Origin of the sequence: Filimonas effusa (genome assembly GCF_004118675.1) — a bacterium.
GTDB lineage: Bacteria > Bacteroidota > Bacteroidia > Chitinophagales > Chitinophagaceae > Filimonas > Filimonas effusa.
The window spans coordinates 389,668-402,384 of sequence record NZ_SDHZ01000001.1 but is presented as its reverse complement, the minus strand read 5'-3'; the positions used below and the strand labels follow the sequence as shown (position 1 = coordinate 402,384).

Sequence of the window (12,717 nt, the reverse complement as noted above, 5' to 3'; positions counted from 1 at the left end):
AAATTGTTTGCAATGAAAAAATCAGTTCTTCGAAGACTCAACGTACTTGCAGGATTAGTTATCATTTCTGCCATGATTTGCGCGCAGCAACCTGCCGCCCAAACGGTATGGCTGGATCAACTGGATCTCAGCGCTGCCACACAGGGTTATGGTGTACCTGGTAAAAATCAAACTATAGATCGCAAACCTATTACCATTGCAGGCAAGACCTTCCAGCGTGGATTTGGCACGCATGCAGTGAGTTCGTTATCCGTGCTACTGGATGGGAAAGCCAGTTCATTTTCAGCATTTGTGGGTGTAGATGATGAGGTAACCGGCCATGATCCTGCTGTAGCGTTTGAATTATATGGCGACGGAAAAAAGTTGTGGTCGAGCGGTATTATGCGTTTGGGTGATGCAGCCAAGGCCTGTAACGTAGTACTTACGGGCGTCAAAAAGCTGGAACTGGTTGTAACCGACGGAGGCAATGGCAATTATTATGATCATGCCGATTGGGCTGATGCGAAATTTGAGACTACCGGCGCCACTAGCTTTACCACTTACAATCCTATAGCAAGTACGCCATATATACTTACCCCTAAAGCACCGTCAAGTCCGAGAATTAATGGCGCCGCTGTATTTGGCGTACGGCCTGGTTCTCCTTTTCAATTCCGCATCGCGGCAACTGGTGACCGCCCAATGAGCTTTTCTGTAAGCGGGCTACCTAACGGGCTAAAACTAGATAGTAAAACCGGTATTATCACCGGGTCACTATCCAAAAAAGGGACCTATTTTGTTACACTTGGCGCGAAGAATGCAAAAGGCAAAGCCGATAAAAAACTCAAAATCGTTTGCGGTGACAAGATTGCACTAACGCCTCCTATGGGCTGGAACAGCTGGAACTGTTTTGCCGGTGAAGTATCGGCAGATAAGGTAAAACGGGCAACTGAAGCCATGGTAAAAAGCGGGCTTGTGAATCATGGATGGACTTATATCAACATTGACGATTTCTGGCAGAATCACCGCGATTCGAAAGATTCCTCGCTTCGTGGCAAATTGCGTGACGAGGCAGGGCATATCGTCCCCAATACACGGTTTGGCGATATGAAAGGGTTGGCGGATTATGTACACAATGCCGGCCTTAAAATAGGTATTTATTCCAGTCCCGGCCCGTGGACATGTGGCGGTTGTGCAGGCAGTTACGGCTATGAAAAACAAGACGCTGAAAAATATGCGGAATGGGGTTTCGATTATCTAAAATATGACTGGTGCAGTTATGGCGGGGTGATTAACGGCATGACAGACAACGATCCTTATAAAGTATCTTCTTTGTCTTATAAAGGGGGAAACGAACTGAATACAGCGGTTAAGCCCTTTAAGCTTATGGGAGAATACCTGAAACAACAACCACGTGATATAGTGTTCAGCCTTTGCCAATATGGAATGTCTGATGTATGGAAATGGGGCGATTCAGTAGATGGCAGCTGCTGGCGTACTACGAACGATATTACCGACACCTGGACAAGTGTAAAAAATATAGCACTTGAACAAGACAAGGCAGCGGCATGGGCCAAACCCGGCAACTGGAACGACCCCGATATGCTTGTAGTAGGTACAGTAGGCTGGGGCAATCCTCATCCCAGCAAGCTGAAGCCCGATGAACAGTACCTGCACATCAGCCTTTGGAGTCTGTTCTCTGCACCATTGCTTATTGGTTGCGACATGGAGCAACTGGATGAGTTTACATTGAACCTGTTGACAAACGATGAAGTAATTGCGGTAGACCAAGACCCGTTGGGCAAACAAGCTACCTGTAAGCAGACAATAGGTGATTTACGCATATATGTAAAGGAAATGGAAGACGGCAGTCGTGCTGTAGGGTTCTGCAACTTTGGCCTAGAGCCTGTTAAATTTGATTATAAAGATTTTCCTAAGCTGGGCATCAATGGCAATCAGCAAGTAAGGGATCTCTGGCGTCAAAAGAACATTGCACAAATTAACACAGCGAGTAAAGCACTTCCTATTTCTGTTCCGGCACATGGCGTTTTACTTTATAAGTTCTCGGCTGTTAATAAGTAACCAGCAACACAAGTAAACCGAATCTATTTAATTAAGCGGCAGCATGAAAGCAAGTACTATCATCCGGAGTATAGCCATAGTTGTAATAACATTGTTGATGTTTGGGGCAAAAGCTCAGCAACTAACTGTATCATCGCCGAATCAAAAGATCAGCGTATCACTGGTTAATTTACAAAATGCGGGTACAGGCGAATGGTATCTGAAGATCGCTTATGCAGGTAGTAATAATAAAACCACTGAAGCCATTTCCAGAATTGACCTGGGCTTGGTACTAAACAACCAGGATTATGCAAAAGAGCTGCATTTCGTTTCTTCCACAAAACCGGTATTGATACGCGAGCAATACACAGCCTTACATGGTAAAAAATCACAACGTAGCAACCTTGGAAACGAAGCAGCGTTTGCTTTTGAAAACAAAAGCAAGAGCAGACTCAACTTGCTGCTGCGGGTATATAACGACGGGGTTGCATTCAGGTACGCGCTGCCAGGCAAACAGGGTTCCTATACGGTAAATGACGAGCTAACGTCGTTTACCATTTCACCTGAAACAACCCGCTGGATGGAAAAGTGGAATCCTGCCAATGAAGGACTTTACACCGCCATGAGCAACGATAAAGTACAGCAACAGGAATGGTGTTATCCTGCACTTTTCAATACAGGAGATAGTAGCTGCTGGTTTTTATTACACGAATCGGATGTTAACCGTAATTACTGCGGTTCCAAGCTGAGCAATACAGCCGATAAATCGAAGTATAAGGTCACCTTTCCCGATCCTAAAGACGGAAGAGGCAAGGGAGAAGCATTACCCACCATCAGTTTGCCCTGGCAATCGCCCTGGCGCGTCATCATTATGGGGAGCCTGGCTGATGTGGTAGCATCTACACTGGTAGAGGATGTAGCACCGGCATCAAGCCTGCAGAAGACTGATTGGATTAAACCAGGGCTGGTATCGTGGAATTATTGGTCGGATAACCATGGCACCAAAGATTTCAAGACCGTATGCCATTTTACAGATCTTGCTGCCGCCATGAAATGGCCTTATACGTTATTTGACTGGGAGTGGGATGCGATGGGCAATGGTGGCAACCTGGAAGACGCCATAAAGTATTCACTTTCCAAGGGAATAAAGCCTCTTATATGGTATAATTCCGGCGGAGACCATACGTGGGTGTCTGCCACACCTAAAGACAGGATGCTAACGCATGAGAACCGTGTAGCAGAATTTACAAAACTCAGGCAGTTGGGTGTGGCTGGCGTAAAGATAGATTTCTTTGAAAGTGAAAAGCAGGATATGATCAGGTATTACCTGGACATACTGGAAGATGCCGCCCAGTTTGAGATAATGGTTTATTTCCATGGATGTATCGTTCCCCGTGGCTGGTCAAGGACTTATCCTCACCTGATGACTTACGAAGCGGTAAGAGGTGCTGAATGGTATAACAACGGACCTGAGTTTACGTTCACTGCACCTGAACACAATACCATTCTGCCCTTTACGCGCAATGTAGTAGGCCCTATGGATTATACCCCTGTAACTTTTACCAACTCACAATTCCCGCATCTTACCTCGTATGGTCATGAGCTGGCATTAAGCGTACTATTTGAATCGTCGCTACAGCACCTGGCAGACCGTCCTGAAGGTTACTATGACTTACCGGATGCGCCTAAATCTTTTTTAAAAGAGATACCAACCTGCTGGGACGAAACCAAGCTTATAGATGGCTATCCTGGTAAGGATGTCACTATTGCCAGGAGAAAAGAGAACAACTGGTATATAGGCGGCATTAATGCAGAGATACGAGAGAAGAGAAAGACGATACCGCTCAGCTTTTTAACCAGCGGAAAAAAATACAAGTTAACCTTACTTGCAGATGGCAACCACGACAAAGACTTCAAGACCAGTTATAGTGTTGTTGACAGCAACAGTACGTTTCCGGTAAAGTTACTACGGAGAGGCGGATTTGCCGCCTTACTTACCCTTGTTCAATAACTTATTAAATATGTATGACTATATGAAACAGAAAATTTTATTCCTGGCATGTGTAGTTCCTGTTTTACTATATGGTCAACAATACCAGAAACATACAGTAACAAAAGATAAAGTATCGATACAATTACCGGAAGGAATCTTAAGCTTAATACCAGTTTCAAATAAAGCGATAAGAGTACAATGGGAGAAGGATTTGCGTAGCGAGGCGCATGAGTTTGTATTTGAAAAAACACCGCCTTCCGTTGCATTTACCTGTTCCGAGACAGCCGGCACCATTCAATTAAAGACAAATGCCGTGTTTGTCACCTTTCATAAAAAAAATGGCGTTATCAGTTTCAGTGATAAAAACGGGAAAGTTCTGCTAAGTGAAACCGCAGGCAGCAGAACACTTATTGCAGATACTATTTCAGGCAATGGCTGTTATATAGCAACACAAGGCTTTGCCACGCAACCTGACGAATACCTCTTTGGCCTGGGACAGTTCCAGGACGGGCACTATAACCTGAAAAACATTACGCGTAAACTCACCCAGGTAAATACCCAAATAGCCATACCATTTTTGTACTCCAGCAAAGGATATGGTATTTTATGGCATCAATACGGGCTCACCTACTTCAATCCTGCAGATAATGATATTATATTGCAAAAACGCGAAACAGCTTCTTCAGATAAGAGCGAGGTGGAAGTAACCACTACTGCGGGTACCCAACGCGTATCGCAACAGCAAGCTGCGTACACAGGCAAATTTTCAATCAGCCAAACCGGGGACTATTCTCTTATGCTGGACCTGGGCGACATGGATAACCGCCACCTGGTAATCGTTGACGGCATTACCTGTATAGACCAATCCAATCTATGGCTGCCTCCTGCTGCCAGCAAGCTGGTAAGGCTTAGCGCAGGAGAGCATACGGTACAGGTGGTTTGTAAGGCTACCAACACTCCCCATTTATCATTGCGACCGGCGAGCGACACTACTGTATTCCGCTCCCCTCATGCAAAGTCGTTAGATTATATTGTATTCGTGGGTAAAGACGCTGATGAGGTTATTGCAGATTACAGAAACCTTTCGGGAAACGTGCCAATGCTGCCTTTATGGGCCTATGGTTTCTGGCAATGCCGGGAACGTTATACCTCCGGGCAACACCTTGTTGAGACAGTAAAAGAATTTCGTAAAAAACGTTTACCCATGGATGTGATTGTACAAGACTGGCAATATTGGGGTAAATACGGCTGGGGGGTACCTAAATTTGACGAAGCGAACTATCCCGAGCCGGAGAAATTTATACAGCAGCTCCACGAGCATCATGCAAGACTTTCCGTTTCCGTATGGGAAAACCTTGACAAAAAATCGGAAGTGGCTAAACCCTATATCACACAAAACCTGTATATACCCAATTCACCCTGGATAGACATTTACAACCCTTTAGCAGGAAAAACACATTGGAATGCCCTTAACAGTAACCTATTCAGCAAGGGAGTGGACAGTTGGTGGATGGACGCCACGGAGCCTGAAAACGATGCACTGGCCGGCAAGCAAACCTATTTCGGTCCCGGTTATTTTTACCGGCTCACCTATCCCCTGTTTGTAAGTAAAGCAGTGTATGAAGGACAGCGCACTACAGATGCAGGTAAAAGAGTGGCAATATTGACACGCTCGGCATTTGCCGGCCAGCAGCGTTATGGCACTATCAACTGGAGTGGTGATATAGGCTGGAGCTGGGACACTTATAAACGGCAGATTGTTGCCGGGTTAAATTATAGCCTGACGGGTATGCCTTACTGGACGACAGATATTGGTGGTTTTTTCCGTCCCGGACGCAGTCAGTATAGTGATCCTGCCTATCATGAAATACTTACCCGCTGGTTTCAGTGGGGAACATTTAATTCCATCTTCCGTATGCACGGTTATCAAAGTGAAACAGAGCCATGGAAATATGGAGATACAGTGGAAGCGAATATGCGAACCATGCTCGATTTGCGTTATCGCCTGTTGCCTTACATTTATTCGGAAGCCTGGCAGGTACATGAAAAAGGCTCTACGATTATGCGGCCTCTGGTAATGGACTTCGCCTACGATAAAAATGCGGTGGCGCAGGCATATGAATATATGTTTGGCAAATCATTACTGGTAGCTCCTGTTACCGCTCCGGGAGTAAAACAATGGCGTGTGTATTTACCTGAAGGACAGCCTTGGTATGACTTCTGGACAGGCAAGCGTATCAATGGAGGACAAACCATTTCCGCAACTGCTCCTGCTGATAAAATTCCCCTTTTTGCAAAAGCAGGCGCTATTATTCCTATGGGAAAATTCATGCAATACACTTCAGAAAAGACAATGGATACGGTTGAAATAAGAATTTATACGGGCGCTGACGGCCATTTCAGCTTGTATAGTGATGAAGGAGATAATTATAACTATGAAAAAGGGAAGCATGCACTTATCTCGATGAAATGGAATGACAAACAGCAAACTTTGCATATTGACAAACGCCAGGGTAGTTATAACGGGATGCTGAAGAAGCAGGTATTCCACATCGTTTGTGTGAACGAATTACAGGGGCATGGATTAAACCTCATCGATAAAAACATAAAAACAACAGTTGAATATACAGGCGAAGCTATCAGCATGCGACTACCCTTTTCCAGAAAAGATCATTTATAGCAGATACCCAAATCCGTTGTATGAAAAAAGATAAAGAAATCACCATCTATGATATTGCCAGGGAATTAAACATTTCTGCAGCAACTGTGAGCAGGGGGCTTCAGGATCATCCCAACATCAGTCAAAAAACAAAACAGCGCATTGCTGACCTTGCCAAAGCAATAGGATACCGCAGTAATCATTTTGCCAGCAGCCTGCGCAGTAAAAGATCGAAGAACATTGGAGTGCTGGTTCATGAACTGAATAGTAGCTTTATTACATCTGTGCTGTCAGGCATCGAGAAAATAACAGCTCAACAAGGTTATGATCTGCTCATAGCCCATTCCTCAGAAAGTTTTAAAAAAGAAATCGCCAATACGACCAATCTCTTCAACAAAAGGGTGGATGGCCTCATCGCTTCTTTATCTTTTGACACCAGTGACCTGGATCATTTCGATATGTTCTATCATAAAGGCGTACCTGTGGTATTTTTTGACCGAGTGGAACAGGACGGTAAAAAAACTGTAGTGATCATAGATAATTTTGAATGCGGCTATACAGCCACACAACACCTGATAAACCAGGGTTGCCGGCGCATTGTACATGTAACATCGAGCTTAAGCAGAAATGTGTATGCGCAACGCCTGAGTGGTTATAAACAGGCCCTGCGACTCAATGATCTGCCATTCGACAACACCTTACTTATCGTAGAAGATGAACTTAGCAAAAAAGCCGGTGAGGAAGCAGCCATGAAGATCCTGAATATGCATCCGCGTCCCGATGGAGCTTTTATAACCAATGACCTCGTTGCGGCAGCATGTATGCAAATGCTTAAGCAATATGGCATATCTATCCCCCTGGATATTGCGATAGTAGGTTTTAACAATGATACTATCGGGGAGTTGATAGAACCTGCACTCACTACCATTAATTACCCGGGCAAGGATATTGGTGAGCTGGCAGCCCTAAACCTGCTTAATCAAATTGAAGGCAGAAACGACCTTAACCAGACCAATACAATCATTGTACCTTCGGGCCTTATCGTAAGAGATTCCTCACTTAGATTATCCAACAACCATATTACCTAAACAGTTTGCATTATGATAAAAAAAATTCTTAACCTACCGGCCTTGCTTGCGCTTTCGTTATCAACGGCATTGAGTGCATTTGGGCAAACAGCACAAAACCCGGTAATTCATGCAGATGTACCGGACTTATCGATGATGCGCGTAGGCGACACTTATTACATGAGCAGTACTACCATGCACATGAGCCCGGGATTACCGATTATGAAATCAAAAGACCTTATCAACTGGCAACTGACGGGCTATGCCTATAATACACTTGACAGCATAGATGAATTAAACCTGCAGAACGGGAAAAGCACCTATGGTCATGGCTCCTGGGCCAGCAGTATCCGGTTTCATAAAGGAACTTATTATGTGAGTACTTTCGCCAACCCGCCTGGGAAAACATATATTTATACGACGAAAGACATAGAGAAAGGTCCCTGGAAGGCAACATCCTTCAGCCCTGCCCTGCATGACCATTCTCTTTTCTTTGACGACGACGGCCGTGTATATATGGTTTATGGCGGAGGAAAGATCACCCTGGTAGAATTAAACGAAGACTTATCCGGTTTAAAGCCTGGAAGTGAGCGCCAGGTGATCATAGAAAATGCAAGTGCGCCTGCCGGTTCCAACATAGGTCTGCCAGCCGAAGGTTCTCAATTATTCAAGATCAATGGAAAATATTTTCTTTTTAACATCACCTGGCCCAGAGGTGGCATGCGTACTGTAGTGATTCACCGCGCAGATAAAATCACAGGTCCTTATGAGGGCAGAGTGGCCTTGCAGGATAAAGGAGTGGCGCAGGGTGGCCTTATCAGTACTCCCAAAGGAGACTGGTATGCTTATCTCTTCCGTGATTTTGGTGCGGTAGGCCGTATACCTTACCTGGTTCCTGTAAGCTGGCAGGACGGATGGCCTGTATTTGGCATTAAAGACACAGTACCAATGACCTTGCCTGCACTTCCACCAAGCCGGGGATATATTCCGGGCATCGTTGCTTCCGATGAATTCAATCGCAAACCTAAAGAAGCGCCATTGCCCCTGGTATGGCAATGGAATCACAACCCGGATAATCAGCATTGGTCGTTAACCGATCGCCCGGGATTTCTCAGGATCACGACAGGGCGTATAGACACGTCGATCCTGCTTGTCCGCAATACACTGACGCAGCGCACCTTCGGGCCACAGTGTCATGGCATAACGGCTATAGATGTATCGCATATGCAGGACGGAGACTATGCCGGTCTTCTGCTGTTGCAAAAGCAATTTGGATGGATAGGTGTAAAAGCAGGCGCTAACGGGGTACGAAGTATTGTAATGGTTAATGCAGAATCGGGTACTGCAAAGGAAGTACAGCATGTAGCCCTCGACCAATCAACCGTATATCTTAAAGCGGATTGCGATTTTAAAGACCGTGCCGACAAAGCCTATTTTTATTACAGCCTTGATGGTAAAAGCTGGACAATGCTGGGGTCGACACTGAAGATGTCTTATACCATACCTCATTTCATGGGCTACCGCTTTGGCCTGTTCAATTATGCTACGAAAAATACAGGTGGCTATGCGGACTTTGACTTTTTCCGCATAGGCAGTGGCATTACGGAAAAGAAATAGATAAAGTATAAAAAATAAGAAGAGGGTGTATCGATATGATATACCCTCTTCTTTTTATTCGAAACGAAGCCAGTCTAATTCACATTGGCTACCGTCATTCATTGTTACTACGAGGTTGTGAACGCCTGGTATGAAATTAACCACCGTTGCCTTGCTTAGCTGCCAATTGCCAGATTCAGCAATCCTGCATTCTGCCATGACAGGGCCATCCGGCCTGTCGAGTCTCACCTGCAGCTTTGCACCGGCAGCGGATTGCGCTCTTACCACAAGGTTTTTCAACACTTTTTTTCCGAAATCAACGCTATTGTATTGAATCCATGCCTTCCTGCTATTAAAGACGGTTTTCCAACCAGCAAATGTATTGGCTGTATCCAGGAATTGAATGGATACTCCTTTTGTGCTGCGATGGCTGTAACGGTCTATTTGTATGGGATGCGTTGCATTGGTCAGTCCTACGCCGCGAAGCGTAGGTATTACTTTCCTGATCGCACCTCCAGGTTCAAAAAACAGACTATCGATCCTGATAGATCTATTCTTATCGAATTGAGGCGACAGGTCATTATGGTGATAGAAAAGGTACCATTGCCCGTTAAAGCTTATTACCGACTGGTGATTGGTCCAGCAACCAGTTTCAGATTCATCCATTATAACGCCCGTAACTTTAAAGGGGCCCATTGGATGATCGCCCATTGCATATTCCAAACGTTCGATCTTGTTTTGTACATGAGGGTAAGTCAGATAATATTTGCCGTTGCGTTCGAACAAATACGGGCCTTCTTTCAATCCTTCTGTGGGAAGATTTGCGATAATGGAAGGTTCTCCATCCAGTTCCAGCATATTGGCTTTCAGTTTTGCCACGTAAATGTGACCTTGTGACCAATACAAATAAGCCTGTCCATCTTTGTCTATAAAAACGTTGGGATCAATACCGTGTACCTTCTTTATGGGTTCGGGCTGCGGCGTGAAAGGTCCTTCTGGTTTTGAGGCCACAGCCACGCCTATGGAAAAGCCTTTTCCCTTTGTGGTATCTTTACCTCGTGCAGGAAAATAAAAGTAATATTTCCCATTCCTGAAAATACAATCAGGCGCCCACATGCTGTAACCGCTTGCATCGACCCATTCTACATTATCCTGGCTTACAATGACACCATGATCTGTCCAGTCGGTAAGATTGGCAGAGGAAAACACGTGGTAATCTGCCATACAAAACCAACCTGGGCGTCCTTTACCTTCTGTACATAAGATATCATGTGAAGGATAAACATACACTCTGTTTCCAAAGACCCTGGCAGAAGGATCGGCGGAGAACTGATCTGTGATAAAAGGGTTTTGGGCATTGACCGCTGTGGTAGCCAATGCCAGTAATATATATATAAAGCGTTTCTTCATCGCATCGTTGAATTATTGAAATAACAATTGGGCAAACTCGTAAAGGTTGTTACGCCATACCGGCCAGGTGTGGCCTCCGGGATATTCGCTGTATTTATATTTGATCTGAAATTCGTCGAATTTCGCCAGCATATTCCGGCAGTTATTATAGGCTATATCTTCTTTACCGCCCATAGCGATCCAGAATTGCCTGAGATTGCTATTGATCATATTGGCGGACTGTTTCATAAAAGCATATTGCTGCTCTACCATTGGTTGTTGTGCACCAAACCAACCGGAGCTAAAAACGCCCAGGTAGGCAAACTGACCGGTATTGGCAACACCTGCGTAAAGCGTTTGGAGGCCGCCCATGGAAAGCCCCGCCAGCGCCCTGTGTTCAGCGTCTGCCGCCGTACGGTAATTTTTCTCAATAAAGGGAACAACAACCCGTTTCAACTCATTTTCAAAGCTTCGCAATGACTGTTCATTAAACGCGCCAGGCGACACGTTACCGTCCATCATCACCACTAGCATTGGTTTTGCTTTTCCGGCAGCAATAAGATTATCCAGGATAAGATCCGCCTTACCCTGCGTGCTCCATCCGCGTTCGTCCTCGCCTCCCCCATGCAGCAGGTATAGTACAGGATATTTTTCATTTACAGCACTGTCGTACCCTGCTGGTGTATACACAAAACAACGGCGCCAGGAATTGGTGACCTGTGAAAAATAGCGTTTCATACGCACGTCGCCGTGGGGCACATCTTTGGCTGCATAATAAGCGCCACCGGCAAAAGGGATTTCGATACCAGACGCCATGCGGCCCATTCCGTAAAAAGTTTCGCTGGCGGGGTCAGCAACGGCAACGCCGTTTACCAGCAAAGAATAATAGTGAAATCCTTCGCTGATAGAATCTGTTGTACCTATCCAGTAACCTCCTGTATCTTTCGACAGATCGTATTTCCTGCCGAGATCAATTTGTACACGCTGTGCCTCTGGTGCTTTCACACGGAATACAACACGACTACCGGGCAGTACCTGGGGGAAGGTGGCATTGCGCACATTGGTTGCTGCAGGCGTACCAAGCACCGTATATTGAGAAAATACCGACGGATCAACCGGTTTAAAGAGAAACTGGGAAAACATATAAAGGCTGTTTTTCCAGACTTTGAAATCATGTACTCCAGGTTCGATATAGTAAACATGCGGGACCTTTTTTTCAAAAAGGTAATCATGTGTGCGTTTACTAAAGCCGATCAGGTTATCATTATCACCGCAGGAAATCCAAAGCAGCTTCAACTGTTTTTTTGCCAGCTCCGGGTCGGGGACGAGTAACTCAGGGCTTTTGGTGTTAGGTGCGGAAGAAAAGCCGCCTACCCAGGCGAACCGGTCGAGGTTTCCGAGGCCAAAGTTGAGCGACTGGCCTCCTCCCATCGACAATCCCGCGATAGCCCGATTCTCCCTGTTGGTGTACACCGGAAATTTCTTTTCCACAAAAGGGATTAAGTCCTGTAATAAGTCCTGTTCAAAAGTAGCGAATGCCTGTACCTTGTCGGGCGCCATAATATTTCCTATGGCACGGTCATCTTTCATAGCCCTTCCATTGGGCAGGACCACTATCATTGGAGCCAACTTACCTTCAGCATACAGGTTATCCAGGATCGTGTGCGGCGAACCTCCGTTGAGCCATTCTTTTTCGTCGCCCCCGATACCATGCAACAAGTACAATACCGGATACTTTTCTTTTTTGGAATAGCCAGGTGGCGTGTATACCAATGCCCTTCGTGTAACGCCTACCGTTTTAGAGGCATAGCTGATGGTATCAATTTTTCCGTGGTTAATATTACTGCGCACAGCATCGAAGCCTTCGGGCGCATGTGTAACAATTGTTTGCGTATGTCCAATTACATGGACCATACAAAAAGCAGCAATCGCAAGCCTAAGCCGTTTCATGGTTATTATAGATTTATTGATTTCAC

At 45.4% G+C, this 12,717-nt stretch carries 7 protein-coding genes; 5 read left to right on the top strand and 2 right to left on the bottom strand.

Going from position 1 to position 12,717, the window contains the following annotated elements; all coding sequences use genetic code 11:
• Nucleotides 1–12: 12 nt before the first annotated feature.
• Genes ESB13_RS01450 through ESB13_RS01430 form a run of 5 tightly spaced genes read left to right on the top strand, consistent with a single transcriptional unit; the run spans nucleotide 13 to nucleotide 9,373 of the window.
• On the top strand, nucleotides 13–2,058 hold the full coding sequence (locus tag ESB13_RS01450) for an NPCBM/NEW2 domain-containing protein (RefSeq protein ID WP_129001262.1): 2,046 nt from the start codon (nucleotides 13–15) through the stop codon (nucleotides 2,056–2,058).
• Nucleotides 2,059–2,101: 43 nt separating this feature from the next.
• The gene (locus ESB13_RS01445) at nucleotides 2,102–4,048 is read left to right on the top strand and encodes a glycoside hydrolase family 97 protein (protein WP_181955283.1); all 1,947 of its coding nucleotides are present in this window, start codon (nucleotides 2,102–2,104) and stop codon (nucleotides 4,046–4,048) included.
• A 22-nt stretch (nucleotides 4,049–4,070) separates the two neighbouring features.
• Nucleotides 4,071–6,710, top strand: coding sequence for a glycoside hydrolase family 31 protein (locus ESB13_RS01440; protein ID WP_129001261.1), 2,640 nt, complete (start codon nucleotides 4,071–4,073; stop codon nucleotides 6,708–6,710).
• A gap of 20 nt (nucleotides 6,711–6,730) precedes the next feature.
• On the top strand, nucleotides 6,731–7,777 hold the full coding sequence (locus ESB13_RS01435; RefSeq protein ID WP_129001260.1) for a LacI family DNA-binding transcriptional regulator: 1,047 nt from the start codon (nucleotides 6,731–6,733) through the stop codon (nucleotides 7,775–7,777).
• A 12-nt stretch (nucleotides 7,778–7,789) separates the two neighbouring features.
• Nucleotides 7,790–9,373 (top strand): glycoside hydrolase family 43 protein, encoded by a 1,584-nt coding sequence (locus ESB13_RS01430; RefSeq protein WP_129001259.1) that lies wholly within the window; start codon nucleotides 7,790–7,792, stop codon nucleotides 9,371–9,373.
• A 54-nt stretch (nucleotides 9,374–9,427) separates the two neighbouring features.
• Here the strand turns inward: ESB13_RS01430 and ESB13_RS01425 are convergent, their stop codons facing one another.
• Nucleotides 9,428–10,762 (bottom strand): family 43 glycosylhydrolase, encoded by a 1,335-nt coding sequence (locus ESB13_RS01425; RefSeq protein WP_129001258.1) that lies wholly within the window; start codon nucleotides 10,760–10,762, stop codon nucleotides 9,428–9,430.
• A gap of 12 nt (nucleotides 10,763–10,774) precedes the next feature.
• A complete protein-coding gene (locus ESB13_RS01420; protein WP_129001257.1) occupies nucleotides 10,775–12,691 on the bottom strand; it encodes an alpha/beta hydrolase-fold protein in 1,917 nt (638 codons plus the stop codon).
• Between the last annotated feature and the right edge of the window lie 26 nt (nucleotides 12,692–12,717).